Origin of the sequence: Kitasatospora sp. NPDC058218 (genome assembly GCF_042882445.1) — a bacterium.
In the GTDB taxonomy this organism is placed as follows: domain Bacteria; phylum Actinomycetota; class Actinomycetes; order Streptomycetales; family Streptomycetaceae; genus Kitasatospora.
Window position 1 is genome coordinate 79,366 of record NZ_JBHVWC010000016.1, and the last position, 26,408, is coordinate 105,773.

Annotated in this window: 22 protein-coding genes, 1 tRNA gene and 1 pseudogene; 19 read left to right on the top strand and 5 right to left on the bottom strand. The window is 71.0% G+C overall.

The genetic code is table 11. The features are described 5' to 3' along the window. Both ACFVYI_RS12635 and ACFVYI_RS12640 read left to right on the top strand, forming a co-directional pair. Nucleotides 1–325: pseudogene (locus ACFVYI_RS12635) on the top strand (RNA helicase); the annotation flags it as partial. A gap of 179 nt (nt 326–504) precedes the next feature. Further along, entirely contained in the window at nt 505–1,365 is an 861-nt protein-coding gene (locus tag ACFVYI_RS12640) for a TIGR02452 family protein (protein WP_387884109.1), read from the top strand. A gap of 64 nt (nt 1,366–1,429) precedes the next feature. On the opposite strand, the gene ACFVYI_RS12645 is transcribed toward ACFVYI_RS12640, so the two are convergent. Both ACFVYI_RS12645 and ACFVYI_RS12650 read right to left on the bottom strand, forming a co-directional pair. After that, complete coding sequence (locus ACFVYI_RS12645; RefSeq protein ID WP_387884111.1) at nt 1,430–1,765, bottom strand: hypothetical protein; 336 nt, start codon at nt 1,763–1,765, stop codon at nt 1,430–1,432. A gap of 111 nt (nt 1,766–1,876) precedes the next feature. Continuing rightward, nucleotides 1,877–2,998 carry a hypothetical protein gene (locus tag ACFVYI_RS12650; RefSeq protein ID WP_387884114.1) on the bottom strand — a complete coding sequence of 374 codons (1,122 nt, stop codon included), beginning with the start codon at nt 2,996–2,998 and terminating at the stop codon, nt 1,877–1,879. 220 nt (nt 2,999–3,218) lie between these two features. Here ACFVYI_RS12650 and ACFVYI_RS12655 point away from each other — a divergent pair, with 220 nt between their 5' ends. Together ACFVYI_RS12655 and ACFVYI_RS12660 are read left to right on the top strand one after the other, a co-directional pair. Continuing rightward, complete coding sequence (locus ACFVYI_RS12655) at nt 3,219–4,349, top strand: low temperature requirement protein A (protein ID WP_387884119.1); 1,131 nt, start codon at nt 3,219–3,221, stop codon at nt 4,347–4,349. A 12-nt stretch (nt 4,350–4,361) separates the two neighbouring features. Beyond that, entirely contained in the window at nt 4,362–4,808 is a 447-nt protein-coding gene (locus ACFVYI_RS12660) for an RICIN domain-containing protein (protein ID WP_387884121.1), read from the top strand. Nucleotides 4,809–4,845: 37 nt separating this feature from the next. Here the strand turns inward: ACFVYI_RS12660 and ACFVYI_RS12665 are convergent, their stop codons facing one another. Further along, a complete protein-coding gene (locus ACFVYI_RS12665) occupies nt 4,846–5,574 on the bottom strand; it encodes a tyrosine-protein phosphatase (RefSeq protein WP_387884124.1) in 729 nt (242 codons plus the stop codon). Nucleotides 5,575–5,630: 56 nt separating this feature from the next. Further along, on the bottom strand, nt 5,631–6,425 hold the full coding sequence (locus tag ACFVYI_RS12670) for an SDR family oxidoreductase (protein ID WP_387884125.1): 795 nt from the start codon (nt 6,423–6,425) through the stop codon (nt 5,631–5,633). A gap of 170 nt (nt 6,426–6,595) precedes the next feature. Between ACFVYI_RS12670 and ACFVYI_RS12675 the strand changes: the two genes are divergently transcribed. Next, on the top strand, nt 6,596–7,288 hold the full coding sequence (locus ACFVYI_RS12675; RefSeq protein WP_387884128.1) for a DNA polymerase beta superfamily protein: 693 nt from the start codon (nt 6,596–6,598) through the stop codon (nt 7,286–7,288). Nucleotides 7,289–7,360: 72 nt separating this feature from the next. Here ACFVYI_RS12675 and ACFVYI_RS12680 read toward each other — a convergent pair whose 3' ends face one another. Continuing rightward, nucleotides 7,361–7,642: a hypothetical protein gene (locus tag ACFVYI_RS12680; RefSeq protein ID WP_387884130.1), complete on the bottom strand. Its 282-nt coding sequence runs from the start codon at nt 7,640–7,642 to the stop codon at nt 7,361–7,363. A 543-nt stretch (nt 7,643–8,185) separates the two neighbouring features. Between ACFVYI_RS12680 and ACFVYI_RS12685 the strand changes: the two genes are divergently transcribed. The 14 genes from ACFVYI_RS12685 to ACFVYI_RS12750 all read left to right on the top strand — a co-directional run bounded on the left by ACFVYI_RS12685 (nt 8,186) and on the right by ACFVYI_RS12750 (nt 26,402). Further along, nucleotides 8,186–9,472 carry a DNA cytosine methyltransferase gene (locus tag ACFVYI_RS12685; protein ID WP_387884132.1) on the top strand — a complete coding sequence of 429 codons (1,287 nt, stop codon included), beginning with the start codon at nt 8,186–8,188 and terminating at the stop codon, nt 9,470–9,472. A gap of 131 nt (nt 9,473–9,603) precedes the next feature. Further along, complete coding sequence (locus ACFVYI_RS12690) at nt 9,604–10,242, top strand: very short patch repair endonuclease (RefSeq protein WP_387884134.1); 639 nt, start codon at nt 9,604–9,606, stop codon at nt 10,240–10,242. Nucleotides 10,243–10,421: 179 nt separating this feature from the next. Then, nucleotides 10,422–12,776: an ATP-binding protein gene (locus tag ACFVYI_RS12695; RefSeq protein WP_387884136.1), complete on the top strand. Its 2,355-nt coding sequence runs from the start codon at nt 10,422–10,424 to the stop codon at nt 12,774–12,776. Beyond that, complete coding sequence (locus ACFVYI_RS12700; RefSeq protein ID WP_387884139.1) at nt 12,773–14,443, top strand: DEAD/DEAH box helicase family protein; 1,671 nt, start codon at nt 12,773–12,775, stop codon at nt 14,441–14,443. The genes ACFVYI_RS12695 and ACFVYI_RS12700 overlap by 4 nt, the downstream gene beginning before the upstream one ends. A gap of 26 nt (nt 14,444–14,469) precedes the next feature. Next, on the top strand, nt 14,470–15,027 hold the full coding sequence (locus ACFVYI_RS12705) for a hypothetical protein (protein ID WP_387884142.1): 558 nt from the start codon (nt 14,470–14,472) through the stop codon (nt 15,025–15,027). Beyond that, a complete protein-coding gene (locus ACFVYI_RS12710; protein ID WP_387884145.1) occupies nt 15,027–16,370 on the top strand; it encodes a sigma factor-like helix-turn-helix DNA-binding protein in 1,344 nt (447 codons plus the stop codon). Before ACFVYI_RS12705 ends, ACFVYI_RS12710 begins: the two co-directional genes overlap by 1 nt. 245 nt (nt 16,371–16,615) lie before the next feature. Further along, nucleotides 16,616–16,688 (top strand) — tRNA-Lys (locus ACFVYI_RS12715). Nucleotides 16,689–17,142: 454 nt separating this feature from the next. Further along, on the top strand, nt 17,143–18,948 hold the full coding sequence (locus tag ACFVYI_RS12720; RefSeq protein WP_387884148.1) for an LCP family protein: 1,806 nt from the start codon (nt 17,143–17,145) through the stop codon (nt 18,946–18,948). A gap of 113 nt (nt 18,949–19,061) precedes the next feature. Beyond that, complete coding sequence (locus tag ACFVYI_RS12725; RefSeq protein WP_387884151.1) at nt 19,062–19,508, top strand: SRPBCC domain-containing protein; 447 nt, start codon at nt 19,062–19,064, stop codon at nt 19,506–19,508. 233 nt (nt 19,509–19,741) lie between these two features. After that, on the top strand, nt 19,742–20,527 hold the full coding sequence (locus ACFVYI_RS12730) for a VOC family protein (protein ID WP_387884154.1): 786 nt from the start codon (nt 19,742–19,744) through the stop codon (nt 20,525–20,527). A gap of 113 nt (nt 20,528–20,640) precedes the next feature. Then, a complete protein-coding gene (locus ACFVYI_RS12735) occupies nt 20,641–21,390 on the top strand; it encodes an HAD family hydrolase (protein WP_387884157.1) in 750 nt (249 codons plus the stop codon). After that, entirely contained in the window at nt 21,387–23,795 is a 2,409-nt protein-coding gene (locus tag ACFVYI_RS12740) for a glycoside hydrolase family 65 protein (RefSeq protein WP_387884159.1), read from the top strand. The genes ACFVYI_RS12735 and ACFVYI_RS12740 overlap by 4 nt, the downstream gene beginning before the upstream one ends. A 177-nt stretch (nt 23,796–23,972) precedes the next feature. After that, on the top strand, nt 23,973–25,685 hold the full coding sequence (locus ACFVYI_RS12745; RefSeq protein WP_387884250.1) for a pyruvate dehydrogenase: 1,713 nt from the start codon (nt 23,973–23,975) through the stop codon (nt 25,683–25,685). A gap of 81 nt (nt 25,686–25,766) precedes the next feature. Continuing rightward, entirely contained in the window at nt 25,767–26,402 is a 636-nt protein-coding gene (locus ACFVYI_RS12750; RefSeq protein ID WP_387884162.1) for a helix-turn-helix domain-containing protein, read from the top strand. Nucleotides 26,403–26,408 lie beyond the last annotated feature (6 nt).

Consider the following 26,408-nt stretch of genomic DNA (forward strand, 5'->3'; position numbering starts at 1 on the left):
TGACGATCGTGGCGGCCGTTCCTTCGGTGACCGCGACAACCGTGGCGGCGGCTTCAACCGTGACGACCGCGGCGGCCGCTCCTTCGGCGACCGTCCGGCCCGCTCCTTCGGTGACCGTCCGGCCTTCGGTGACCGTGACAACCGCGGTGGCGGCAGCGCCGGCAGCAGCCGTCCGTTCTCCCGCCGCGACGACCACCGCTCCGGTGGCCGCCCGCAGGCCTCCGGTGGCTTCAACCGTGACCGCGACGACCGCGGCGGCCGCCCCGGCGGCTTCAACACCGGTGGTTTCAACCGCGACGACCGCAAGCCGCGTTGGAAGAACTGACGCCGCCCGGCGCCTCGCGCTGACGCCCGACGGGCCCGCTCCACTTCGGTGGGGCGGGCCCGTCCGCGTTCCCGCCCCGGCGGGCTCCCCGGCCCGCCGGTCGGCGATCCGGCCGTGTTGTTCTGCTGGTGAGAATAACCTGTGGCGCCGGGGAGGCACGCTCCCGTACGGTCACGGACATGAGCAGCAGACTGCATGGCGTGGCGGTGGTGAACGAGGGGATCGCCGAGCGGGGGAGCTACCGGGCGGCCGGGGGCGAACTCGTGGAGGTGGCGGAGCAACTGGCGGCGGCCAGGGCGGGGACGGTGTCGTACCCGCCGCAGGCGCTGGACGCGTTGCTGGGGGCCGGAGCGCCCGGGCCCGGCCCGGCGACGTCCGGGTCGGCCGGGGTGCGCGGGTCGGCGGCCGTCGAGGTGACGGCCGAGGGCAGCATCGGGGCCGCCCGGCGGCTGGTGGAGGCCGGCGCCGGCCGGGTGGGCGTGCTCAACTTCGCCTCGGCGCGCAACCCCGGCGGCGGCTATCTGCGCGGCGCCCGGGCCCAGGAGGAGGACCTCTGCCGCAGCGCCCTGCTGTACTCCTGCCTGCTGGAGGCGCCGGACTACTACGAGGCGCACCGCGCCTCCGCCGACCTCCGGTACAGCCACCGGGTGATCGTCTCGCCCGACGTACCGGTCATCCGGAGCGAGAAGGGGGAGCTGCTGGCGCGGCCCTACCCGGTGACCTTCCTGACCTCGCCGGCGCCCAACGCCGGCCAGCTGGAGCTGCGCTCGGCGGGCGTGGACGTCCGGGGCGTGCTCGCCGAGCGGGCGGTCCGGGTGCTCGCGGCGGCGGCCCGGCACGAGATCCGCGCGCTGGTGCTGGGGGCCTGGGGCTGCGGAGTGTTCCGCAACGACCCGGCACAGGTGGCGGAGGCCTTCGAGGGGGCGCTGGCGCAGTACGGCGCGGCCTTCGAGCGGGTCGTGTTCGCGGTCTGGGACCGCACGCCCGTCTCGGCGAACCGGGCCGCCTTCGAGGCCCGGTTCGGCGCAGCCGTCGGCTGACGGAGGACCGCGCCGGATCCCGCGAGGGCCCGGCCTTCGCGGGAGCCCCGCCCCCCGTGCCGGCTCAGCGCTTGCGCGAGCCCAGCGCGGTCGCGGCGGTGGAGGCCGCGGTGACCACGCCGGTGACGGCGAGGACGGACGGCCAGGCGCCGATCTTCTTCGCCAGCGGGTGCGAGCCGCCGAAGGCCGCCACGTAGAGCCCGGTCAGCGCGGCGGCGGTGGCCGGGCCCGAGCGGCGGTGCCACTGTGCGGCGGCGCCGGCCCCGGCGACGGCCAGGACCGCGCCGCCCAGTTCACGCCGGCCGGTCCAACGGGCCACGCCGTAGCCGCCGATCAGACCGCCGGCCGCGGTCAGCGCGGCGGGCGCCGCGGCCGGGAGAACGTTCGGGATCCTCGCCATCGTCGACTCCACTCCTCGGAATCCTCGGGTCGTCCGACCCTAACCCGGCCGGTCCTCCGGCAGGCTCGCAGCCCGCTCCCCGCCCGCTGTGGGCCCGGCCGCCCGGTGCGGTCAGCGGAACGCCTGCTCGAACGGGAGGGCCTGGGCCGCCCGGGAGAGCCGGTCCGCGGCCTCGGCCGGTGCCAGTACCCGCTCCAGCCGCAGGTCCCCCGGGACCTGCTGGATGAACCGGCCCGCCGACCAACTGCGCTCGTACGCCTGCGGGTCCAGCACCAGCGTGCGGACGCCGTCCACCAGCGGGATGTCGCCCGGCGCGCCCTCGTTCCAGATCCACGCCCCGTCGGGCGCGACCAGGTTGAACGAGCCGTACGCCGTGACCCGTCGGCGGCCGTCCAGCTCCGCGGTCCGGCTGAGCGCGACGACCTCCGGGTCCGGCAGGGGCCCCGGCAGGTGCCCGCCGCCGATCAGTACGTCGGCGAGCAATGTGTGCAACTGGAAGTTGTCCGTCAGGCCGTCCATCCGCAGCAGGTAGCCGGTGCCGCTCGGGCGGTCCAGCACCAGCAGCGGCTCGTCGTCGAGCGTCCTGGCCAGGTGGATCAGGCCCTTGAGGTCGTGCCGGCCCTCGCCGTACCGGTCGATCAGTTCGAGCAGGACGTCCGTCACGCCGCAGGCCCGGGCGGTGGTGCGGACGGCGGCGTGGGTGTAGACCGCGAAGGAGGCCATCTGCCACAGGTGCAGCGTCCACCAGCCGATCACGGCCCGCTGGGCGTGCCACTCGTCCAGCCGGTCCGGGTCCTCGATCCGGGCGTGCGCCAGGCCCGGATCGTCCTCGTCCGGGTCGGGCAGCTCGCCGCCGCCGGTCTCCTTCCAGCGCTCCACCAGCAGCAGCGCGCCGCTCAGCGCCCCGCGCAGCCCCGCCAGCACCTGGTCGGCACAGGCCACCGGGTCGGCGCCGCGCTCGACGCAGGCGCCGACCATCATCGCCAGCTGCGCCCGGGGGAACGGCGGGGTGTCCGGGAGCAGCGCGGCCAGCCGCGGGCCGACGGCCGCCGACTCCCGCTCGCCGGCCGGCCCCAGCAGCCCGCCGACCCGTCGGAACGCGGCCTCGACGGCCTCGGCGTCGTCGGCCGCGATCGCCGCCTCCAGATCGGCTGTCGCCCCTTCGAGGGTGGGCTGCTGACGGTCTGACGGATCCGTGGACCCGCCGTGCGAGGGAATTCGGTCGGACACCATTCGCCGCAGCATAGGCGGCCGCCCGGACACCCCCGCCGCCGGGTGGCGGCGCGCACCGGGCGTGGCCGGCGGGAGTGCCGCCCGGCCCAGGCGGCGCCCGTTCGGTGCCCCGGCCCGTTCGACATCCGCCCGGCCGACGCCGCGCCCGTTCGGTGGCCCGGCCCGTCCGAGTACCGAAAACGCCCGCGCCGGGCCGGCCGGGTGATCCATACTCGCGCGGGTGACCGCGACCCATGCCCTGCCGGCCCCCTCCACGGCCGAGGCGGAACCCGCTCTGCGAGTGGCCCCGCTCGAACTCTTCCTCGACCTCGTCTTCGTCTTCACCATCACCCAGCTCACCGGGAGCCTGGCCCACCACCTCACAGTGGGCGGCCTCGCCCAGGTGGTGGTGATGCTGGCCGTGATCTGGTGGATGTACGACGCGTTCATCTGGCTGACCAACGCGATGCCGCCGAGCACCCACGGTCGGCGCGGCCTGCTGATGCTCGCCATGGCGGGCTTCCTGGTGATCTCGCTCGCCGTCCCGCACGCCTTCGAGGGCAGCGGCGTCGCCTTCGGCTGGGCGTACCTGCTGGTGGTCGCCGTCCACACCGGCATGTTCGCGGCCTCCGGCGTGGTGCTCGCCTCCGTCCTGCGGATGGGCGGGCTCAACCTGGTCGGCACCGCCCTGGTGGTGACCGGCGGCTACTTCACCGGCTTCGCCCAACTCGTCCTCTGGGCGGCCGCCTTCGCGCTGCAGTTCGCCATACCCCGGCTGGTCGACCTGCCGCAGTTCCAGCTCCGCTCGGACCACTTCGTCGAACGCCACGGGCTGATCGTGATCATCGCGTTCGGCGAGTCCGTGATCGCCATCGGTGTCGGCGCCGCCACCGCCGACCTCACCGCCCCGCTGGTCGCCGTCGCCCTGCTGAGCCTGACCGTCTGCGTGGGCCTCTGGTGGGCCTACTTCGGGCACGACGACGACGCCCGCGCCGAACACCACATGGCCGCGCTCCCCGCGGACCGCCGCAACCGGCTCGCCGTCAGCGTCTACAACCTCGGCCACTACGGGCTGTTGCTCGGGGTCCTGCTCTTCGCCGCCGGCGTGAAGTCCGCCGTCGCCAACCCGGACGCCCCGATCGGTCTCGCCCAGGCGTCGGCGCTGGCCGGCGGTGTCGCCCTCTTCCTCGTCGTCAACACCGCCGTCCGACGGACCTTCGCGCTGACCCCGAACCTCCCCCGCCTGCTCGCGGCCGTCGTGCTGGCGGGCACCGTCGAGCTCGGCACCTCCGTCTCCGCGCTGGCGGAGGTGGCCGCCGCCGTCGGAGTGCTCGGTGCGGCCTTCGGCTACGAGGCCGCTCGCCGCCGGTGAGAGACTCGCACCGTGACTGACCACATGATCACGGACGGCCTCTACCGGGTGCGCAACGTCGGCAGCGGGCTGCTGCTGGAGGTCGCCGACGGGAGCCGCCGCAGCGGCGCCAAGGTCGTCCTCGGGGCGCAGAGCGGCTCCGACGCCCAGCTCTGGCGGCTCACCGCCGTCCACCCGGGCGGCGCCCTCTTCCACGTCGAGAACGCCGCCAGCGGGAAGCGCCTCGACGTCACCGGGGCGTCCCCCGAGGACGGCGTCCTGATCCAGCAGTGGTCGGCCAACGCCTTCGGGGCCCAGGAATGGCTCCTCGAACACCACCTCGACGCTCCCGGCACCTACACCCTGACCAGCTTCATCAGCGGCAAGCCGCTCACCGCCACCACCCCCGGCAACCCGGTCGAACAGCGCGAGGACCTCGACTCGCCCACGCAGTGGTGGCGCCTGGAGCGCCAGGGATAGGTGAGGCTCGCCGGCCGTGCGCCGACCGGCGGCCCGATCAGGCCGAGAGGTTGGCGCGGAGCGCCGCCAGGTCGTCCTCGGTGGTGCCGTGGGCGCGGAGGTAGTCGGCGACGGAGCCGTGCCCGGTCCGGATCCAGCTCAGGGACGAGGCCAGGAGCGGGGCGGAGATGGGGCGCGAGACGCGCTCGGTGCCGGTCTCGTCGAGGTACGGGGTCGGGCCCGCGAGCAGGCCGAGGCCGGCGTTGGAGAGCAGGAAGTCGGCCATCAGCTCGGCGTCGGAGGCGCCCAGCAGGGACTGCACGACGGCGATGGTCAGGCCGGTGCGGTCCTTGCCGACGGCGCAGTGGACGACGGCCGGCACCCCGCCGGGGGCGCCGAGGAGGCGGATGGCGGCGACCAGGGAGGGGCCGGCCGTCTCGGCCATGAAGGGGTAGAGCTCGGCCTGGTCCTCGGGCCACGGCCGGTCGATGTCCCCGCGGTTGGCCGGGAGGGTGGGGAGGCTGACCGCCTCGTGGTCGAGGCCGAACCGCAGATCGGGCCAGGTCTCCAGCTCGAAGGGGCTGCGCAGGTCGATCACGGTGCGCAGGCCGAGGTCCTTGAGGCGCTGGGCACCCTCCGGGGTGAGGTTGTGGAAGGACCCGGAGCGGTAGAGCACGCCCGTGCGCAGGGCGCCGACGCCCCCGGCGTCGCGGAAGTTGCGCACGCCGGGGATGTCGAGGAAGGCGGACGGCAGGTCGGGTTCACGGTCCGTCAGGTCGTCGGTCATGGGCTCCACCGTACGGGCGGGGGAGCTCGCGGGGGAAGGAAACGGACCGCGTGGTCTCAACGGCCGCCGGAGACGTCCAGGAAGGTGCCCGTGCTGTACGAGGCGGCGGGGGAGAGCAGGTAGAGGATCGCCTCGGCGACCTCCTCCGGCTGCCCGCCGCGCCGCATCGGCAGCCCGGGTGCGACCCGGTCGACCCGGCCGGGCTCGCCGCCCAGGGCGTGGATCCCGGTGTGGATCAGGCCGGGGCGGACGGCGTTGACCCGGATGCCCTCGGCGGCGACCTCCAGGGCCAGCCCGCGGGTCATCGAGTCGACGGCGCCCTTGGCGGCCGCGTAGTCCACGTACTCGTTCGGCGAGCCGAGCCGGGAGGCGGCGGAGGAGACGTTGACGATGGCGCCGCCCCGCCCGCCGTACCGGGTGGACATCCGGCGGACGGCCTGCGCGGCGCAGAGGAACGGGCCGGTGATGTTGGAGGCCCAGATCCGGTTCAGCCGGTCCTCGTCGATCTCCTCCAGCCGGCACTGCTTCTCCAGCGTTCCGGCGTTGTTCACCAGCGCGGTGAGCGGGCCCAGTTCGGCGTCCACGGTGGCGAACAGCCGCTCGACCTCGGCGGTGCGGGTGACATCGGCCCGGACGGCGAGGGCGGTACCGCCCTCGGCCCGGACGGCGTCCGCCACCGCGGTGGCGGAGGCCTCGTCGGAGCGGTAGTTGACGCAGACCCGGTAGCCGCGCCGCCCGGCCAGCAGGGCGGTGGCGGCGCCGATGCCGCGCCCGGCGCCGGTGACCAGGAGGACCTCCGGGCGGTCGGCGGAGACGGCGGTGGCGGCTGCGGCAGAAGGAAGGGAGGACATGGTTCGAACGCTACCCGGTGGGCGGCGGACCAGTCCGTGCGGCAGGGGCTCTTCGAAGCAGGGGAATTCGCTCGCCCGGTGCGGCCCCGGCAGGGCAGACTCCTCGGACCGCCGCCGCCCGCGGCGAGGCCCTGAGCCCGACACGCGCTACCCGAGACCCGAGGAGAGCCATGCCCCCCGCGCCCGGCACCGTCCTGCTCTCGGGCGTGGTCGGCTCGACCGCGTACGGCTTCGCCCACGCCGGCTCGGACGTCGACCGGCTGGGCCTGTTCGCCGCGCCGACCGAGGACTTCCACGGCCTGCACCGCCCGGCCGAGTCCCGGGTCACCACCGAGCCCGACACCACCCTGCACGAGGCCGCCAAATGGTGCCGCCTCGCGCTCGCCTGCAACCCGACCGCCTCCGAACTCGTCTGGCTGCCGGCGGACCTGTACGAGGTGCGCAGCACGCTGGGCGAGGAGCTGATCGCGATCCGCGGCTCCTTCCTGAGCGCCACGGCCGTCCGGAACTCCTACCTCGGCTACGCCGACCAGCAGTTCCGCAAGCTGCTCACCCGCGACACCGCCGACCGGGCAGGCCACCGCCGGGCGGCCAAGCACGCCCGGCACCTGGTCCGGCTCACCGAGCAGGGCGTCCGGCTCCACGAGACGGGCGAGAACCTCGTCCGGCTGCCCGACCCGGAACGGGTCCGCGAACTCGGTGACCGCATCGCCGAACACCCCGCCACCGCCGAGCCCCTGCTCGCCGCCGCCGCCGAACGCCTCGCCCGCCCCGGCGCCCTCCCGCCGGCCCCGGACCCGCGCCCCGTCGAAGCCTGGCTCCGCCGCGTCCGCGCGGCCCTGTGGCGCACGAACGCGCTCTGAACGACGCCGCCGGACGGCGCGTGCCGGTAGGGCTGAGGCGTTCGAGTTCCTACCGGCACGCGCCGTGCTACCTCACGGGCGGATGGCGGCGGGCGCGGTGGTGGTGGGCGCGCTGCTGGCGGGCGAGTCCGTCCCCTGCGGCGCCGCGAACGTGATGACAGCGATGACCGCTGTGGCGACGGCCGCCACCGCGGAGGCCACCGAGGCCGTGGTGTTGACCACGCCCTGGGTGTGTTCACGGCCCTTCGCGGCGCGGCTAACCTCTCCAGTTGAGGGGAGGCCGCACTCGTGCGTCCCTCCCCTGGCGGAGGGGACCTCCATCGGGTGGTCGTTGTCGTGCGACTCGGTCGCCATGGGTGTCTCCTTCGGTAGGGCGGGCGCGGCGCCTGGAGGACTGATCGCGCCCGCCTTTTATGGGTCGCCCCCGGCTCTGTGAAGCTGGGGGCGACTTTTTCTATCAGCGCCCGGATGCCAGTTCGACGCTGACGAACTCTCCTACGGTTGGAACTTGCCGTTCTGCTTGGCGGGAACATACCTGCCTTGCCGTGTCGAAATATTTGCGTTAGGCGAGTAGTCAAGCCTCTGGCCTGCGTCGATGGTGATGCGAGGCTTACGTCGGCGCATCATGGGCGCCCACGCGGGAGTGGGTTTGCGAATCGGGCGAGCGACGTGAATCTGACATATCGGATCAATTCGCGCGGCGCTGGTGCCCCCAAACCCCCACTCCGAGAATGGCTGATAGTCGCGCGTGCATTGCGCCCATTGTTTGATTGCTTGGTATAAGCGCGCTATCGGCAGGATCCTCGGAGGACCGCGCGTGGGGCCACCGTGACGAGGCCTTGACCAGCCACTCCGCGGTATGGTTTCTCCTGGACTGGTCTGCGAGGAGCGTGAAGTATGCAACGAACGTCGGTGGAGCTCTTTGCCGGAGGGGGCGGTCTCGTTCAGGCCAGTACGAAGGCCGGGTTCCGTCATCTGCTGCTCAATGAGTTCGCCCCGCGGGCGTGCGAGACCCTTGAGGCGAACGGGTTCGCGCGCCATGGCGAGGGCTCTCGCCCTTCGGTTCCCGAGCCTGGCGGGCGGGTGCCGCTGGTCGCCGGTGACGTGCGGAAGCTGGAGATGGAGTACCTGGCCGAGTGTGGCGTGGACCTTCTCGCCGGTGGGCCACCGTGTCAGCCGTTCAGTCTCGGGGGGGTCGCGAGGGGGGATGAGGACCAGCGCAACATGTTCCCCGAGATGTTTCGCGCGGTTCGCGAGATCCGGCCCAAGGCGGTCATTTGCGAGAATGTCGTGGGTTTGCTTCGGTCGTCATTTGCACCGTATTTCGAATACATCCAGCGTGAGTTGACCCTGCCATTCGTGGAGCGTCCCGAGGGGATTGCCTGGCGAGAGCACGACAATTCGCTCCGCGAGCGAATCGAGCTCGGCGACACGGATCCGGCGAAACGATACGACGTGCTCAGGGTGCGAGTGAACGCGGCCGACTACGGGGTTCCTCAGATTCGACACCGGGTAATTCTCGTGGCCTTTAGAGGCGACCTCGGTGTCGATATGGCTGAATTCGAGAAGTCCGTGCGGCCGACACACTCCAAGGAGTTGCTCGTCCAGGCCCTCAGGGACGGCTCGTACTGGGGTGATCATGGGAAGGTCGACAAGCGCGTACGCGGCAGGATCACGGCGCGCTATGCCGATGAGCTGCCCTTCGAAGGACCGGCCACCAGTGGCGATGAGCCGCGTTCTCGCTGGCTGACGTTGCGTGATGCCATCAAGGGTCTGCCGGAGATCGACCTGACCAAGCTGGACAAGACGACGGAGCAGGGCGACTGGCCCGACCACGTCGGCTGGCCGGGGGCCCGGATCTACACGGGCCACACCCCCAACGAACTGGACCAGCCGGCGAAGACCGTGAAGGCCGGCGTACACGGGGTGCCCGGGGGCGAATCGGTCATGATGTTGGACAAGTGGGTGGAGGACCCCCAAATCCCTGGAGGGCGTCAGTACCTGCATCGTTATATGACGGTCAGGGAGACGGCTCGAGTCATGACCTTCGATGACGGGTGGAAGCTGCGGGGCCCACGTGGCGAGCGTATGAGGCAGCTGGGCAACGCGGTTCCGGTGCGGCTTGGCCAGGTCTTCGCTCAGGCGGTCTCGGACGCGCTGGACGCGGCGGAATCGCGCGCGTGACCGGGTCCGGTACGGCTCGTCAGAGCGGCTGGAAGGAGAAGCCGCCACCGCTACGTGCCTGGAAGGGGCGGGCGGGGCGGAGCAGGGAGGCGCTCACGGCTGAGCAGGACCGCGCGGCCGGGGGGCGGGGAGTGCGCTACGTCCCGGTCGGTGAAGGGCGCTACGCGCTGGCGTCCGTCGAACTGAAGCTCCTGCCGGCCACACGCCGGGTCCGCGCGTATCTGCGGTGGTCGGACCGGGGACGTTCGCCTGCCCGCTACGTGGGGGAGGTGGGGCACGAGACTCGTGCCGCCAACCTCGCCGCTGGATGGGAACTGGCCAGGGCGAAGGGTCTCGTCGGTTCGCGACCGCTTCCCGAGGAGTCCTGGGCGTCGTCGGACGCGGTGCGCTCCGTGATGCGAGCCAACCGCGGCAAGGACACCAAGCCCGAGCTTCGGTTGCGTTCGATCGTCCATGCCGAAGGGCTGCGGTATCGGGTGTCGAGTCGGCCGCTTCCCCAGGTGCGGCGCACCGCCGACCTGGTCTTCACCAAGGCCCATGTCGCGGTGTTCGTCGACGGCTGCTTCTGGCACGGCTGTCCGGAACACCTGCGCCCGGCGCGCAGGAACGCGGACTTCTGGGGAGCGAAGATCACCGCGAACCGGGCCCGGGACGAGGAGACCGACCGCCTCCTCGCTGCGGCCGGCTGGCGCGTAGTGCGGGTCTGGGAGCACGAGGATCCGGTGGAAGCCGCTCGCAGGGTCATCGAGGTGGTGCGGGAGCTGGCGTGACGGGCGGCCCGGGGACGCTGCCGCCAGCGCTGGACTCAAGTGATTCACGCGAGAGGGTGATCTGGGACGGCCACCCCTTCTACGCTGTCCCACGTAGATCGCCCTCGTTCCAACTGCCGCTCCGGTCGTGTCGGTATGTCGGGTGGGGCCGCTCATCGTCGAAGTAGGAGGGGAAGGGCTTGAAGATCACGCCGTCCGCACGGATCCTTCGGATGCTGGGCGAGATCGAGTTCGATCCATGGCAGTGTGTCGCGGAGTTGATCGACAACTCCTTTGACGACTTCACCGGGATCGTCCGCTCCGGTGACCCTTGGGCGGGCGGTTTCAAGGTGAGTGTGACCTTGCCGAGTCCGAGTACGCGATCCTCCGACGCGCAGGTCGTCATCACGGACACGGGCCGCGGCATGAGCTACGAGACCTTGGGGCGGGCTGTCAGCGCGGGCTGGTCGAGCAACGATCGCTTCGACAAGCTCGGTCTTTTCGGTATGGGGTTCAATGTCGCGACCGCCCGACTCGGTCGCCGCACGCGTGTTCTCACCACACGCCCCGGTGACTCCGAGTGGATTGGGGTGGAGATCGACCTCGATCGGATCGGTGATGACTTCGAGGCTGAGGACATCAGGGAGGCTAAGGACGATCCCAATGTCCACGGCACGAGGATCGAGATCAGCCGACTGCATGCCGAGCGAGCGGACTGGTTGAGGCGTAACGCGTCAGGGCTCCGCAATACCTTGGGGCGTACGTACGCGTGGCTGTTGGACCATCGTCCCTACGAGCTCTGGGTTCAGGGGCAGAAGGTCCGCGCGAGGCGTCATTGCAGGTGGGGTGATGACCGCTTCGTGACCTACGGCAGTGGAGCCAGGGCCGAGCGGATTCCCGCTTTTATCAAGATCGATCAGAAGTACGAGGACGCCGAGGCCTGCCAGGACTGCGGTAACTGGCAGGTCGTGGGGCTCGACAGCTGCGGCCAGTGCCGGAGTGAACGGCTGGCGCCGAGAGAGCGTCGGATTCACGGCTGGGTAGGAGTCCAGCGGCATCTGGACAAGCGCGAGTTCGGGATCGACTTCCTGCGGAACGGGCGAAAGATCCTTCAGTGGGACAAGCGCTTGTTCGACTGGCAGGACCCGAATGATCCGACCGGAGCCGTGGACACCGAGTATCCGATCGAGCTGGCCAATCAGGGTGGCCGCCTCATCGGGGAGATCCACTTGGACCACGTCCCGGTGACGTACCAGAAGAACGCCTTCGAATACAGCAGCGGTAGTTGGCGGGGGGCTGTCGACTACCTGCGAGGCCCGGGGCCGCTTCAGCCCGAGAAGGCGAAGAAGGCGAATCACGCCGAGAACGACAGTCCCCTCGGGCTGCTGTACAAGGCCTACCGGCGAAACGCCGCAGGAGCGCGCTGCCTGATCCCCGGTGACGGCAAGGGGCCCATCCACGAGGAGACTCGGCGTTGGGCGCAGCTCTTCCACGCGGGAGACCCGGCCTATCAGACCGACGAGCGCTGGTGGGACGCGGTAGTCAATCATGAGGAGTCGGGCAAGCGATCGAAGCTTGACACGGCTCAGCAAGGGACTCCGAAGCTTCCCAACGAGGAGGCCGTGCTGGAGGCTCTGGGCGTCATCGAGAGCGGCGGTCCGGCGCTCGACGAAGCCTTGGGCAAGGACGGGTCGACGGTCGAGCCGGTGCTCGACGACAAGAGCCCGGTGAAGCGGAAGGAGACCTTTCAGGAACGCGTCGACCGGTACCGACTCGACTCGGTCATGGTCCCGGAGCTCACCCGCGAATTCGGTTTGCCGAAGCTGGGGTTCCTCAGTGTCGAGACTCGCCGTATGTCCGCGTCGCGGCTGCGAGACGCGGGTGACCGGCCCACGCCGGTTCTGCTGGTGCAGGAGCAGGGAGGGAAGGCGGTCGCTTTCTTCGACCCCGAGCACTCGGCCTTCACGAAGGCCGGAGCGGAACCCGCTGATCTTCTTCTCGTAGAGATCGCCGCCACCTTGAGGGTTCAGGCCGGCAGTGAGCTGAGCCACTCCGAATTGGTGGCGGAGCTCTGCGTCGAATGCCTTCCCGACACCGCGCTTGATCCGGTACGGATCGCGGCCGAGGCTCGGGAGCTCCTGGTCGTGGTGCGGGAGAGGATGGCGGCCTGTGTGGACGAGGATCCTGAGCGGGCGTTCCAGTTCCTCTCGCCGGACGAGCTCACGGCGACCGAGAACGAGATGATCGCGCTCGGACTCGCGACCCACACGGCGAAGCTCGGTGTGACCAGCGAGTTCATTCACCACGCCCCGTCGCTGTTCCTGGTGAAGCTGCTCGAATCGTGGCCCGAGGTCTTCATGGACGGCCGTGCCTTCAACGGCGCCTACTCCACGGTGACTTCTCCCTCCGCGCGTCGAATCAGCCTCGCCACCATCGTGGGATACCTCAACGACGTCGCGACACTGGCGAGCTTCACCACCAGGAACCCGCTGCGACTTCAGCGCTCTCGCCTGAGCAACAGGCTGCTGACCGACGAGTTGGCGGAGGGGATGTGACCGGCGGCTTCCTGTCCGCGGGAAGCCTACTGGCGGGCGGCGCTCGTGGGCTGCCGCACGCCGTCGAGCGGGCTTTGTGGCACCTGGGGTTCGTGGATGTCCGGGTCGTGGACGGCGCGGGTGACGAGGGCGCCGACCTACTCGGGGTGCGAGACCGTGAGCAGTGGGTCTTCCAATGCAAGTGGTCGAGCCGCGGTCCCATCGGGCGAGAGGGGGTGGATGACCTCGAGCGCGCGCGTACCCGCTATCGGGCCGATCGATCCATCCTGGTGACCAACGCCAGCCTCAATCGAACAGCCGAGGCCCGGCGGCAGGCGCTCGCCTCGATCGGAATCAAGATCACGGTGTGGGACGGTCCCACCCTCGCGAGCATCTGGGAGCGAATGCCCGCACGAGTACCCAGCGCCTATGCCCTTCGGAAGTACCAGCGCGAGGCCGCCGACAGGATCGAGCGGGACCTCCTCGCCCACGGGACCTCGCTCCTGGTGCTCGCCACCGGCTTGGGTAAGACGGTGGTCGGAGGGGAGACGATCGATCGCTTCATCGCGAGGCGGCCAGAAGCGCCGGTCCTGGTCGTCGCCCACATGAAGGATCTGGTCGAGCAGCTGGAGCGGGCGTTGTGGCGCCACCTTCCCAAGACGGTGCCCACGCGCCTCCTCACGGGCGAGTCCCGGCCGTCTTCCTACGATGGCGTCCTCGTGGGGACTGTCGAATCCGTCCTGGGGGCCGTGCGCTCGGGGTGGTCACCGGAGTTGGTGATGGTGGACGAGACCCACCACGTCGGCGAACAGGGTCGCTTCGCGGAGCTTCTGGATCGTTGTGAAGGCGCGCTGAAGCTGGGGGTGACGGCCACACCCTGGCGCGGAGACAAGTTCGACATCACCGCGCGGTTCGGCCCGCCGAGCTTCTCCATGAGCATCGCCGAGGGCATGGCCGAGGGTTTCCTCTCGGCCGTCGACTATCGGCTTTTTGTGGACAATGTGGATTGGGAAACCGTGCGGGAGGAGAGTCAGCACAGCTACTCGATCAAGGACCTCAATCGGAAGCTCTTTCTCCCGCAGCGGGACGAGGAGATCGTCGAGCATCTCCGTGTGGCGTGGCGCGGCACACCGGATCCGAGGGCCATTCTGTTCTGTCAGACGATCGAACACGCGGAGCATATGGCGAGGCTTCTCGCGAAAACTGATCCGGAGTGGCGGTCCGCTTCATTCCTCCATAGCGGACTGCCTCGCCAGAGGCGACAGACTCTGCTCAACGAGTTTCGCCTCGGGCGAGTCCCAATTATTACCTGCGTCGATGTGTTCAATGAGGGCGTAGATGTTCCGGATGTCAATCTGATCGCATTTCTGCGCGTGACGCACAGCCGTCGGATCTTCGTTCAGCAGCTGGGGCGGGGGCTTCGGCTCAGTCCGGGGAAGGACGCCCTGAAGGTCCTTGACTTCGTGACCGACGTCAGGAGAATCGCCGCTGCCCTTGAGCTCAAGCGGACGCTCGACGCCGCAGGCAGTGAGGAGCTTGAGATGCCTTTCTATCGACACTCCAAGATCGAGTTCAGTGACAATACTGCGGGGACATTTCTCGACCACTGGATCGAGGACGCCGCGAGTCTTGAGACCGCGGCGGATGAGGTGCGTCTGCAGTTCCCGGCGGAGGGGAGGATCGGCTGACCATGCGTATGCCAATAGATCTTGAGATGCAGATCGTCAAGATGCTTTACAGCGAGGCGGAGGAAGTCGGCTGGACTTATCTTCCGGATTCCGATCGGACTGCTTCGTATAATCGATGGGCGGATGATCAGCACATCGGCGGAAAGATGTCCTTGTTCTTCAAGACGGCTCAGCAAAGGCGTGTCTGGATCAAGGACGGGCCGATGAAGGAGTACTCGCGGGCCATTTACGGTATCGGAAAGTACGCGCCTCTCGTGCCGAACCCCGGAGCGGCTGTCAGTACGCTGGTGGGCAAAGCCCTCGGGCCCGACTGGCAGCCGGATCTGGAGACTCAGCAGATCAAGCCGCTTCGTGTGCTGGCGAGCTCCGAATCGGAGAGCACAACGTTCACCTGGGGGCCGGCCAGAGACCTGAAGCACCTGGTGTGGGCCGCACTGCGGGCGGGGGCGAACGGGGACGCGGTGCCCTGGACGCTCTGTGTCGTCACATCCTTCGTCAAGCCGATCCCGCTTGAGGAGAGGCGGGAACACGAGCGGATCGCCGCGCGCTGTGGTCTGAGAATCGAGCATGTGGTGGGGGCGTGATGTCTGGAAGTGACGCGGCGACGGCCCCGCAGGCCGCCGACTGGATCACCAATTGCTGGGAGATCCATGACGAGCGCTCCCGGGAGATGTCGATACGACGGGCCCAAGGCCAGACCTTGAGCGAGATCGGGGCAGCCTATGGGCTTTCCCGTGAACGGGTCCGGCAGGTGATCCAGGCCCAGGAGCAGGCCTGGGAGACGTGGGCCGATATGTTCCAGGGCGACTGGCGCGAGGACGTTCTGCGACGATTCGTCGACAGCCCCCTCGTCGCCGAGCAGGCGCTCGCCGAGGTTCTCGTGGACCCGCGGGGAGTCGTTCGTCGGGCACTGCTCGGCCGTTTGGGCCTCAAGGAGCCCCAGACCTGGAGCGGACGAATCGCTGGTATCTGGGCCGCCGATGAGACGTCCCTCGACACTCTCTTGCGGGAGTTGGTCGCACAGGCGCCGATCCGCGCGGAGGAGCTCGAGGAACGGGCGGCCGCGCTCGGTATCCCGGACGTCGTACCGATCGAGGACATTCTCACCGATCGGAGGAGCCCGCTCGTCAGGGGAACGGGCGGGCACTGGCTCAGGCGCTCCGCGAAAGGCCGCGATGCCGCTTACCTGTGGTTGGAACAGGTGGGCGAGGCTCGGCGAGTCGAGGACATCAACGAGGGTATTGGGGGAGCCGGCCCGCGAGCCCTGGGTGAGGCACTGCGGCGGGATGAACGGTTTCGGCAGATTCGTCCGGAAGGTACCTGGGTGATCGCCGATTGGCCGTTGGCGCAGGCCTCGACTCACACGAACGCACTCGACGTGATGGTGCAGGTGCTCCGAACCTCAGGCCCCTTGGGAAGGCGAGAGTTGTTCGCCAGGGTGATGAAGGAGTATCCGGTCGGCTACGCGCGGCTGCAGCAGTGCCTCATCAGTGATCAGATCGGACGATTGCCCGGTGGGCTGCTCGGTCTGGTCGAGGACGGCGCGGAGCCACTGGAGGCGAGTGAGCCGACGCGGCCGCCCACCATGGTGGTCGATGAGTCGGGTCAGGTCATCGGTATTCGACTGCTTGTGGACAAGGATGTCCTGCGTGGCAGCGGCATCGTTGTGAACTCTTGGTTGACCTGGTACTTGGGGCTGAGGCGAGCGCCCATGTCACGCACCTTCGCGTTGGCCGATGGGTCCGGTCACCTTGTCATTCGTCGAGGAACCAGTGCGGCGCAGATGTCGAGCCTGAGGGCTCAGGCACAGTCCCAGGGAATGGTGCAGGGGTGCCAACTCGTCGTACTCATTCGCCTCGACGAGGAGTCCGCTGTGATCAGGCACGCGTGTCAGGCTGGTAGTTGCCCTGCGGTGGCCGGGGGTTAGGCGTCATCGCCGGCTGTTCCGTCTGACTGGATGAGGGCGGGTGAGGGCGGGTTCCGGGGGTTGGGACGGGGCAGTCGAAAGTGGGCCGCGCGGGGCAGGGCCGCTCATGACAGGGTCGATGGGGCGGGGGATCGGCTTGGGCCGCCGTTCGTTCCGGGACCCGGCGCGTCCGCGCAATCCACTGGCGGAGGCCTGGGCGCCACCGGGTAGGATCGCCCTGGCCCGCCCCGCACGGGGCGGTCCACGGGCCGCTAGCTCAATTGGCAGAGCTGCGGACTTTTAATCCGTAGGTTCAGGGTTCGAGCCCCTGGCGGCCCACCGTGAAGACCCAGGTCGGAGATCTCCGGCCTGGGTCTTTCGGGTTCCCGGCGGCGTTCTGCCGCGGTCCGGCCGGCTACGGCGGACCCGGGGCGCGGGGCGCCGGCCGAGGTGCACGCTGAGTGTTCGTCAGGCATTCACGTCCCGCCCGCCGGGCGGCGGCGGGTGGATGCCGGCTCGAAGTGCCGCAAGTCACAGGGCACATGGCGCGGTGTTCGGAGCCCGTCTCGGCCACTGTCTCGGGTGGCCGGATTCATATGACCGGCTTGTATGCTCCAAAAGGGGCTTGTTGTGACTGCAGGGGGCTCCGGAGGGTGACGGCGAGACGGCCGCGGGGGTGCTCATAGGTCATTACGACCTTCGTATGTGCAACCCGAGGGCGGCCCCGGCCGTCTTTCTTGTATGCAGAGTGCCCGGTCGTGGGGCGCCGCGTCCGCCGGTGAAAGGTACACGGATGTCAGGTCAGTGGGGCGAGGGCCCGGCTCGTGGTGACGACGCGCCCGGTGCGCTCACGACCGAGGGCGGCGACGGCGGGGTGCCGCAGCCGCGGACCGGCGGGCGGGCGGAGGCCCGGCGTGCGGCCCAGGGTAAAGGTGCGCAGGGCAAGGGGGCGCAGGGCAAGGGTGCCCAGGGCAAGGGTGGCCGGGCGGACGCCGAGGCGCCGGCGACCGGTGGCCGGGCCGCGGCCCGCAACAGCCGCAAGCCCAAGAAGAACGTCAAGAAGATCGTCGCCTGGTCGGCGGCCGGAGTCCTGGTGCTGGTCGCGGGCGCGGGGGGCGCGATCTACCTCAAGCTGAACGCCAACATCAAGACCTTCGACGCGGACGCGATAGCCGGCGACCGGCCGCCGGAGGCCCAGGCCGACGCGGACGGCAACAAGCCGGTCAACGTGCTGCTGATCGGCTCGGACAGCCGCGGCAAGGACAACGCGGACCTCGGCGGCGGTGAGGACGGCGGCGCCCGTTCGGACACCACGATCCTGCTGCACGTCTATGCCGACCACAAGCACGCGGTCGGTATCTCCATCCCGCGCAACGCCATGGTGCCGATACCGTCCTGCAAGCTTCCGGACGGCAAGAAGACCAAGGAACGCGCCAGCGCGCTGTTCAACGAGGCCTTCTCGACCGGCGGGACGGACGACGGCAACCCGGCCTGCACCCTGAACACGGTGGAGAAGCTCACCGGCATCCGGGTGGACCACACCATCGTGGTGGACTTCCAGGGCTTCTCGGCGATGACCAAGGCCGTCAACGGGGTCGACGTCTGCCTGCCTCAGCCGATCTACGAGGGCGACATCAACCCCAAGCTCCCCAAGAAGGGCAAGCTCGTCCTGCCGCAGGGCAAGCAGAAGGTCGAGGGCCAGCAGGCGCTCGACTACGTCCGGCTGCGGCACGGCATCGGTGACGGCTCCGACATCGGCCGGATGAAGCGGCAGCAGGCCTTCCTCGGCTCGCTCGCCTCCAACATCAAGGGTCAGGGCCTCAACCCCACCACGCTGCTGCCGCTCGCGGACGCCGCCACCAAGTCGATGATCGTCGACCCGGGCCTCGGCTCCGCCGACAAGCTGCTCTCCTTCGGCCTCTCGCTGAAGAACATCGACATGCACGAGCTCAAGTTCGTGACGTTGCCGTGGCGCTTCCGGACCCAGGACAAGAACATCGACATCGTCAAGGCGGACGCCGACAAGCTCTGGGAGACGCTCAAGGCGGACCGGACCATCGACGGCCAGAACGCCACCGGCGAGCAGCCGGAGGCGACCGGGACGCCTGCCGAGCCGACCACCCCCGCCGCGCCGAGCTCGGCGACGGTGCCGGCCGCCGATGCGGGCAACTCGGCCGTCAAGGTGTCCGTCTACAACGGGACCACCGCCACCGGCATGGACGGCAAGGCCAGCGAGCTGCTGAAGGGGGCGAAGTTCGCCGCCAGCAAGGCGGGCCCCGCCGCCAGCACCAAGTACGCCACCACGATGGTCGAGTACGGCTCCGGGCAGAAGGCCAACGCGGAGAAGGTCGCCGCGCTGTTCCCCGGGGCGACCGTCGAGGCCGGCAAGTCGTCCGGCATCACCGTGATCGTCGGCAAGGACTTCGCGGCGGCCAACGGCGGTGGCGCGGCCGCCCCGGGAGCCACCGGCACCCCGGGCACCCCCGGCGCCTCGGCCGCCCCTTCGGTGCCGGCCCCGCTGCCCACCAGCGTGACCAACGAGGCCCGCTCGGCCGACGACGACATCTGCGCCAACACCTCCTACGGCAGCGGCGGGTAGCGAGGAGCCACGGACGGCGACGGCGACGGGCCCGGGGCGCGTACGCCCCGGGCCCGTGCCATGGTGGCCGGAGGGGGAGCAGCAGGGGGGCGCCGGCCCGAAAGGCGGACCTCATGGCCGAGATCGCCCTGCAGATCGACATCGCGGCGCCGCGCGCCGTCGTCCTCGCCGCGCTCGACAGCCACGACGGCCTGACCGGCTGGTGGACCACCGAGGTGGACCGGGACGGCGACGTGCTGCTCCTCGACTTCCCGGACGTCCCCGAGCCGTTCCGGCTCCGCCGCGGGCGTGCCGACCGCGAGCGGGTGGTGTGGACGAACGTCGGCACCTTCCCACCGCACTGGGCGGGCACCTGGATCAGCTGGGACCTCGCCGACCAGCCCGGCGCGAGCGAGCGCACCCGGCTGTTGTTCCGGCACGGCGGCTGGCAGCCCGGCAGCGAGGACGGCGTGCCGCTGGTGGCCGGTACCTGGGCCGAGCTGCTGGTCCGGCTCAAGGACTACGCGCAGAGCGGCAAGGTGCAGCCCTACTTCGTGAAGCCGCCGCAGCACGCCTCGTGACCGCCCCCGCCCGGTCGCCCGCGCAGGCTCGCCCCCGCCCGGTCGCCCGCGCAGGCTCGCCCCCGCCCGGTCGCCCGCGCAGGACGCTTCGCCCGCCGGGTCGCCGTCCGGTGGCGCGATCGCGGTGGCGCGGCGAAGGTGGCGGTGTACCGCCGTGCGGCCGCGCCGCTGCCAGCGACCCCCGGCGCCCCGCCCGGTCGTGGCGGAGGAACCAGTCTTCCGGAGGCCCAGCAATGCCCGTAGTGACCGCTCCGTACAAGCCCGGCACCCCGTGCTGGATCGACCTGATGGCGAGCGACCAGCAGGCCGCGCTCGACTTCTACCGCGACCTGTTCGGCTGGCAGGGGGAGGTCGGCCCGCCCGAGTTCGGCGGCTACGCCGTGTGCGCGCTGAACGGCAGGCCGGTGGCCGGGATCATGGCGCGGATGGCCCCCGAGGGCCAGCCGCTCCCGCCCGTCGGCTGGACCACCTACCTGGCCTCGGACGACGCCGACGCCGCCGCCCGGTCCGTCGCCGAGAGCGGCGGCACGATCCTCTACCCGGTGATGGACGTCGGCACTGTCGGCCGGATGCTGGTCGTGGCCGACCCGGCCGGCGCGGTGTTCGGCGTCTGGCAGAAGGTCGACTTCATCGGCGCGGGCATCGTCAACGAGCCCGGCGCGCTGGTCTGGAACGAGCTCAACACCACGGACACCGACGTGGCCGGGGCCTTCTACCACCGGGCACTGGGCCTGCGCCCGGCGACCATCCAGGGCCTGGACGGCTACTACTCGCTCAATGTCGGCGACCGCACGGTGGGCGGCATGCAGCGGATCCCCGACTACCTGGCGCCCGGCACGCCCCCGCACTGGATGACCTACTTCTCGGTGGACGACACCGACTCCACCGTGGACGCCCTGGTCCGGGCCGGCGGCTCGGTGATCCAGCCGCCGTTCGACATGCAGGCCGGCCGGATGGCCGTCGTCCAGGACCCGCAGGGCGCCGTCTTCGCGGTGATCGCCTCGCCCGACTCGCCGTAGCCGCGGCGGCCTGCCGCGTCGCCGTGGCGGCGGCGGTCCCGGAAGCCGCCCGTTCCCGCGACGCGCCGCCGGGAATGGGGGGCTTCCCCGCATTCGCGGGTAAGACTGCACCCATGCTGGGGCTTCCGGACGACATCCGCGCTTTCCTCTTCGACCTCGACGGGGTGCTCACCCAGACCGCCAAGGTGCACGCCGCGGCCTGGAAGGACACCTTCGACACCTTCCTGCGCGCCGAAGCGGCCCGCACCGGCGGGCAGTTCGTCCCCTTCGACGCCGTCACCGACTACGACACGCACGTCGACGGCCGCCCGAGACTCGACGGCACCCGGGCCTTCCTGCAGAGCCGTGGCATCGACCTGCCCGAGGGCACCGACGCCGATCCGCCGGGCGCCCGCACCGTGCACGGCGTGAGCCTGGCCAAGAACGGGACCGTCCTGCGCATGATCCGTGAGCAGGGCGTCCAGCCGTACGACGGCTCGGTCGCCTACGTGCGCCGGTTGCGGGCGCTCGGGCTGCCCGCCGCGGTCGTCTCGTCCAGCGCCAACTGCCGGGACGTGCTGCGTGCCGCCGGGATCGAGGAGCTCTTCGACGTCGTCGTGGACGGCGTGGTCGCCAAGCGGGAGGGCCTGCCGGGCAAGCCCGCGCCGGACACCTATCTGGCGGGTGCCCGGGCCCTGGGCGTCGAGCCCGCGCACGCCGCGGTCTTCGAGGACGCGCTCGCCGGGGTCGCCTCCGGCCGGGCCGGCGGCTTCGGCGCCGTGGTCGGCGTGGACCGCACCGGCCAGGCCGCCGAACTGCGCCGCCACGGCGCCACCGTGGTCGTCACCGACCTCGCGGAGCTGCTCGAAGGAGGCGCGGGATGACCGGGCTGGACAACTTCACCGTCGATCCCTGGCAGATCGCCGAACAGGGCCTCGACCTGAACGCGATGGCCCGCGCCGAGTCCGTCTTCGCGCTCTCCAACGGCCACATCGGTCTGCGCGCCAACCTGGACGAGGGCGAGCCGCACGGCCTGCCCGGCACCTACCTGAACGGTGTCTTCGAGCTGCGGCCGCTGCCGTACGGCGAGGGCGGCTACGGCTACCCGGAGTCCAGCCAGAGCGTCATCAACGTGACCAACGGCAAGATCATCCGACTGCTGGTGGACGACGAGCCCTTCGATCTGCGCTACGGCGAACTGATCAGCCACCGGCGCTGGTTGGACTTCCGGGACGGACTGCTGCGGCGCGAGGCGGAGTGGACCTCCCCGGCCGGGCGGACCATCAAGGTGCACTCGACCCGGCTGGTCTCGCTCACCCAACGGGCGATCGCCGCCGTGGAGTACACCGTGGAGGCGGTGGACGGGCCGGTCCGGATCGTCCTGCAGTCGGAGCTGGTCGCCAACGAGCAGTTGCCCGGCGGGGTCGAGGGCGATCCGCGGGCGTCCGCGGTGCTGGAGGCGCCGCTGCTCGCCGAGGCGCACCACGCGGGCGGCAGCAAGGCCGTCCTGGTGCACCGCACCCGCTACAGCGGCATCCGGGTCGCGGCCGGGATGGACCACATCATCGAGGGCCCGGAGCGGCTGGACACCGTCGCCGAGGCCGAGGCGGACCACTGCCGGATCAGCGTCACCACCCTGCTCGAACCGGGCGAGAAGCTGCGGCTGGTGAAGTTCATGTCCTACGGCTGGTCCGCGACCCGCTCGCTGCCCGCCGTCCGGGACCAGGTGGAGGCCGCGCTGAACGCCGCCCGGTACACCGGCTGGGACGGGCTGAAGGCCGAACAGGCCGCGTTCCTCCAGGAGTTCTGGGAGACCAGCGACGTCGAGATCGAGGGCGACGTCGAACTCCAGCAGGCCGTCCGGTTCGCCGTCTTCCACGTCCTGCAGGGGGGCGCCCGGAGCGAGGAACGGGCCATCCCCGCCAAGGGGTTGACCGGCCCGGGCTACGACGGGCACAGCTTCTGGGACACCGAGACCTTCGTCCTGCCGGTGCTCACCTACTGCCTGCCCAGCGCCGTCAACCAGGCGCTGCGCTGGCGGCACACCACGCTGCCGATGGCCCGCGACCGGGCGGTCCAACTCGGCCTCGCCGGAGCGGTGTTCCCCTGGCGGACGATCCGCGGCGAGGAGTGCTCCGGCTACTGGCCGGCCGGGACGGCGGCGTTCCACATCGGCGCGGACATCGCGGCCGCCGTCGCCCGCTACGTCCGGTCCACCGGGGACGTCGAGTTCGAGCGCGAGTACGGGCTGGAGCTGCTGGTCGAGACCGCCCGGATGTGGCGCTCGCTCGGCCACCACGACGCGGCCGGCAACTTCCGCATCGAGGGCGTCACCGGGCCGGACGAGTACAGCGCCGTCGCCGACAACAACGTCTTCACCAACCTGATGGCGCAGAGCAACCTGCGCCACGCCGCCGAGTCCGCCGCCCGGCACCCGCGCGAGGCGGCCGCGCTCGGGGTCGACACCGAGGAGACCGCCGCCTGGCGGGACGCCGCCGCCGCGATGTTCATCCCCTACGACGAGAACCTCGGCGTCCACCCGCAGGCCGACGGCTTCACCGACCACCAGGTCTGGGACTTCGAGCACACCCCGCCGGAGAACTACCCGCTGCTGCTGCACTACCCGTACTTCGACCTGTACCGCAAGCAGGTGGTCAAGCAGGCCGACCTGGTGCTCGCCATGCAGGTGCGCGGGGACGCCTTCACCGACGAGCAGAAGGCCCGCAACTTCGCCTACTACGAGCGGCTGACCGTCCGCGACTCCTCGCTGTCCGCCTGCACCCAGGCGGTGATCGCCGCCGAGGTCGGGCAGCTGGACCTCGCGTACGACTACACCGCCGAGGCCGCCCTGATGGACCTCCACGACCTCGGCGGCAACACCCGCGACGGTCTCCACATGGCCTCGCTGGCCGGCGCCTGCATCGCGCTGGTGGCCGGCTTCGGCGGGCTGCGCGACCACGGCGAGGCACTCTCCTTCCGCCCCCGGCTGCCGGCCGGGCTGATGCGCCTGAGCTTCTCGCTGATGGTGCGCGGGCAACTGCTCGGGGTGCGGATCACCCACGAGGGCACCACGTACACGCTGCGCCGCGGCGAGGTGATCCACCTGCGGCACGACGGCGAGGGGGTGCAGGTGAAGGCGGGCGAGCCGGTCACCCTGCCGACCACGGTGCCGCCCGCCCAGGAGCGGTGCGCCCAGCCGCCCGGTCGTGAGCCGGCCCGCCGCCAGCCGCAGGCGGGGGTGGTCAGCGGCACGCTGGGCCCCGGACCGGAGCACCTCGCGGCCGAGTGACCGGCCGGTCGGGTGGCCGACTGAGTGAGTGGCCCCGCCTCTCCGGTCGCCGCCGGGGACGTCACCCGTACGGCCCCGGCCGGGGTGCGGCGCGGGCCGCCCCGCCGGAGGGTGCTGATGTCCGGTGGCAACCGGCGGCCGGTGAAGGAGCGCCCTGTGGTGAGTGTGGCCGAGCAGATGGTGGAGGTGCTCCGGCAGGCCGGGGTGGAGCGGGTCTACGGAGTGGTCGGGGACAGCCTCAACCCCGTGGTGGACGCCATCCGCCGGGCCGAGGGCATCAGCTGGGTGCATGTCCGCAACGAGGAGGCCGGCGCCTTCGCGGCGGCCGCCGAGGCCGAGCTGAGCGGCCGGCTCGCGGTCTGCGCGGGCTCCTGCGGCCCCGGCAATACCCACCTGATCCAGGGGCTGTACGACGCCCAGCGCAGCGGCCTGCCGGTGTTGGCGCTCGCCTCGCACATCCCGTCCGGGCAGATCGGTACCGGCTTCTTCCAGGAGACCCACCCCGAGCGGGTGTTCACCGACTGCAGCAGTTGGTGCGAGACGGTCTCCACGCCCGCGCAGCTGCCCCGGCTGCTGCGGATCGCGATCCAGCACGCGCTCGGCGCCCACGGCGTCTCCGTGCTGGCCTTCCCCGGCGACGTCGCCGCGCTGCCGGCCGCCGGCCCGACCGGCAGCAGCCACTTCCTCACCGAGCAGGCGGTCGCCGCGCCGCCCTGGGGCCAGGTCCAGGCGCTCGCCCGCGCCCTCAACGACGCCCGCAAGGTCACCCTGTTCTGCGGCGCGGGCGTACGCGGGGCGCATGCCGAGGTGATGGCGGTCGCGCAGGCCCTGCAGGCGCCGGTCGGGCACTCCCTGCGCGGCAAGGAGTGGATCCAGTTCGACAACCCGTACGACGTCGGCATGAGCGGCCTGCTCGGTTACGGTGCCTGCCACGAGGCGGTGCACTCCGCCGACCTGCTCCTGCTGCTCGGCACCGACTTCCCGTACGACTCCTTCCTCCCGCAGGCCCGCACCGTCCAGGTGGACCACGACGCCACCCGCCTCGGCCGCCGCACCCCGCTGGAGCTGGCCGTCCACGGTGACGTCTCGGCCACCCTGCGCGCCGTCCTGCCGCTGCTGGAGCCCAAGGAGGACCGCGCCTTCCTGGACGAGATGCTGCGCAAGCACTACCGCTCGCTGGAGGACGTGGTCGGCGCCTACACCCGGGACATCGCGAAGCACCTGCCGATCCACCCCGAGTACGTGGCCGCGGTGCTGGACGAAGTCGCCGCCGATGACGCGGTGTTCACCGTGGACACCGGGATGAACAACGTCTGGGCCGCCCGCTACCTCCAGCCCAACGGCCGCCGCCGGGTGATCGGCTCCTTCCTGCACGGCTCGATGGCCAACGCGCTGCCGCACGCGATCGGCGCCCAACTGGCCTGCCCCGGGCGGCAGGTCGTCTCGATGTCCGGGGACGGTGGGCTCTCGATGCTGCTCGGCGAACTGCTCACGGTGGTGAAGCACCGGCTGCCGGTGAAGACGGTGGTCTTCAACAACGGCGCACTCGGCATGATCAAGCTGGAGATGCTGGTCTCCGGCTACCCCGAGGCGGAGATCGACAACGGGGACGTGGACTACGCCGGGATCGCCCGGGCGATGGGCATCCCGGCCAAGCGGGTGACCGATCCGGCGCGGGTGCGGGAGGTGCTCGCGGAGGCACTGGAACGGCCCGGACCGGCACTGGTGGACGTGGTCACCGACCCGAACGCGCTCTCCATCCCGCCGCACATCACGGCCGCCCAGCTGAAGGGCTTCGCGCTGGCGGCCGGGCGGACGGTGCTCTCCGGCGGGGTCGGGCGCATGATCGACCTGGCCCGGAGCAACCTGCGGAACATCCCCCGGCCGTAGCGCGGCGGGGCAGGGTCCTCGGCGGTTTGCCTCTGAGGCAAAATTCTTGCCCGTGCGGCACGGGCGGTGTCCACTGGTCACATGACCACCAGCCCACCCGGCCCCTCCACCCCCGGCGACCGGATCGACGACCTGGAGGTCGTCGGCCTCGCCGCGAGGCTGCGCGAGCACCGGCTCGGCAGCCGCCTCACGCTGGAGGTCGCCGCCTCCCGGGTCGGCCTCTCCCCAGCCTATCTGTCCCGGCTGGAGACCGGTCGGCGGCAGCCCTCGCTGCCCGTCCTGCTCGGCCTCGCCCGCGCCTACGGCACCTCCGTCTCCGGGCTCCTCGGCGAGTCCATGGCCGAGCCGGACCCGGTGGTGCGCGGCGGCGCGATCGAACCGGGCCGCGCGGGCGGCTGGGGTTACCGCAGGGCCGGCGCCCCCGGCCGGGCGATGCAGGCGCTGCGGGTCCACGTCCCCCCGGGCGTGCAGGACGAGGTGGTCCGGGTCCACCCCGGCGAGGAGTGGCTCTACGTCCTCCAGGGCCGGCTGCGGCTGACCCTGGGCGACCGCGTCCACCAGCTCGCGGAGGGCGACTCCGCGCACTTCGACTCGCTCACCCCGCACTGCATCGCCGCCGACTCGGCGGACGGGGTGGAGCTGCTCTTCGTGCACACCCTGCTGCAGAGCCCCGGCGGCGAACTCTGCCTCGGCGGCGGCCCTGCCACACCTCACTGACCCACC

What these genes read in the sequence shown, in the direction of transcription:
- ACFVYI_RS12640 (WP_387884109.1), top strand. Translation starts at nt 505, where the DNA reads ATGAGCAGCAGACTGCATGGCGTGGCGGTGGTGAACGAGGGGATCGCC.
- ACFVYI_RS12645 (WP_387884111.1), bottom strand. Translation starts at nt 1,765, where the DNA reads ATGGCGAGGATCCCGAACGTTCTCCCGGCCGCGGCGCCCGCCGCGCTG.
- ACFVYI_RS12650 (WP_387884114.1), bottom strand. Translation starts at nt 2,998, where the DNA reads ATGGTGTCCGACCGAATTCCCTCGCACGGCGGGTCCACGGATCCGTCA.
- ACFVYI_RS12665 (WP_387884124.1), bottom strand. Translation starts at nt 5,574, where the DNA reads ATGACCGACGACCTGACGGACCGTGAACCCGACCTGCCGTCCGCCTTC.
- ACFVYI_RS12670 (WP_387884125.1), bottom strand. Translation starts at nt 6,425, where the DNA reads ATGTCCTCCCTTCCTTCTGCCGCAGCCGCCACCGCCGTCTCCGCCGAC.
- ACFVYI_RS12675 (WP_387884128.1), top strand. Translation starts at nt 6,596, where the DNA reads ATGCCCCCCGCGCCCGGCACCGTCCTGCTCTCGGGCGTGGTCGGCTCG.
- ACFVYI_RS12680 (WP_387884130.1), bottom strand. Translation starts at nt 7,642, where the DNA reads ATGGCGACCGAGTCGCACGACAACGACCACCCGATGGAGGTCCCCTCC.
- ACFVYI_RS12685 (WP_387884132.1), top strand. Translation starts at nt 8,186, where the DNA reads ATGCAACGAACGTCGGTGGAGCTCTTTGCCGGAGGGGGCGGTCTCGTT.
- ACFVYI_RS12705 (WP_387884142.1), top strand. Translation starts at nt 14,470, where the DNA reads ATGCAGATCGTCAAGATGCTTTACAGCGAGGCGGAGGAAGTCGGCTGG.
- ACFVYI_RS12710 (WP_387884145.1), top strand. Translation starts at nt 15,027, where the DNA reads ATGTCTGGAAGTGACGCGGCGACGGCCCCGCAGGCCGCCGACTGGATC.
- ACFVYI_RS12720 (WP_387884148.1), top strand. Translation starts at nt 17,143, where the DNA reads ATGTCAGGTCAGTGGGGCGAGGGCCCGGCTCGTGGTGACGACGCGCCC.
- ACFVYI_RS12725 (WP_387884151.1), top strand. Translation starts at nt 19,062, where the DNA reads ATGGCCGAGATCGCCCTGCAGATCGACATCGCGGCGCCGCGCGCCGTC.
- ACFVYI_RS12730 (WP_387884154.1), top strand. Translation starts at nt 19,742, where the DNA reads ATGCCCGTAGTGACCGCTCCGTACAAGCCCGGCACCCCGTGCTGGATC.
- ACFVYI_RS12735 (WP_387884157.1), top strand. Translation starts at nt 20,641, where the DNA reads ATGCTGGGGCTTCCGGACGACATCCGCGCTTTCCTCTTCGACCTCGAC.
- ACFVYI_RS12740 (WP_387884159.1), top strand. Translation starts at nt 21,387, where the DNA reads ATGACCGGGCTGGACAACTTCACCGTCGATCCCTGGCAGATCGCCGAA.
- ACFVYI_RS12745 (WP_387884250.1), top strand. Translation starts at nt 23,973, where the DNA reads ATGGTGGAGGTGCTCCGGCAGGCCGGGGTGGAGCGGGTCTACGGAGTG.
- ACFVYI_RS12750 (WP_387884162.1), top strand. Translation starts at nt 25,767, where the DNA reads ATGACCACCAGCCCACCCGGCCCCTCCACCCCCGGCGACCGGATCGAC.